The sequence below is a fragment of the Haloferax sp. KTX1 genome (genome assembly GCF_902410085.1).
Classification (GTDB): domain Archaea; phylum Halobacteriota; class Halobacteria; order Halobacteriales; family Haloferacaceae; genus Haloferax; species Haloferax massiliensis.
The window spans coordinates 1-424 of the sequence record NZ_CABPRH010000245.1 but is presented as its reverse complement, the minus strand read 5'-3'; the positions used below and the strand labels follow the sequence as shown (position 1 = coordinate 424).

At 63.4% G+C, this 424-nt stretch carries 2 pseudogenes; both read right to left on the bottom strand.

Annotated elements, in window-relative coordinates:
• Positions 1-237: pseudogene (locus FY251_RS21675) on the bottom strand (chemotaxis protein CheW); the annotation flags it as partial.
• Positions 234-424: pseudogene (locus FY251_RS21670) on the bottom strand (ParA family protein); the annotation flags it as partial. The pseudogenes FY251_RS21670 and FY251_RS21675, both read right to left, overlap by 4 nt.

Sequence of the window (424 nt, the reverse complement as noted above, 5' to 3'; positions counted from 1 at the left end):
GGCCTGTTCATCGGCAGTAGCCGTTTCGTCAGCCGCGTCATCGCTGGCGGCCGCTGAGTCCGTGGTGGCTACCTCGGTTGCTGTCTCCTCGGTTTCGCCCTCGTCGGTGGGCTGCTCACCGGAGCCGTCCGCGGAGGCGTCGTTTGTCTCCTCAGTGTCGTCGGTAGTTTCTGCCTTGTTCCCCTCGCGCATCTGCCGGATGCGCTCCGCCCTGTCCATACGTTCGTCGTCACTCATGCTGGTACCTCTGTGTCGGTAAAGCCGAACTGCTCGTCGAGTTCAGCGGCGATGTCCTCGAAGACAGCCGCCATGTCACACGATTCCTCGGTCGCGAAGATAGACTGACCGGCGCTGAACGCCCGCTGAAGCGCCACCCGTTTGCGGACCTCCCAGACGGGACTGTCCGGGAACGCCATGTTGAACC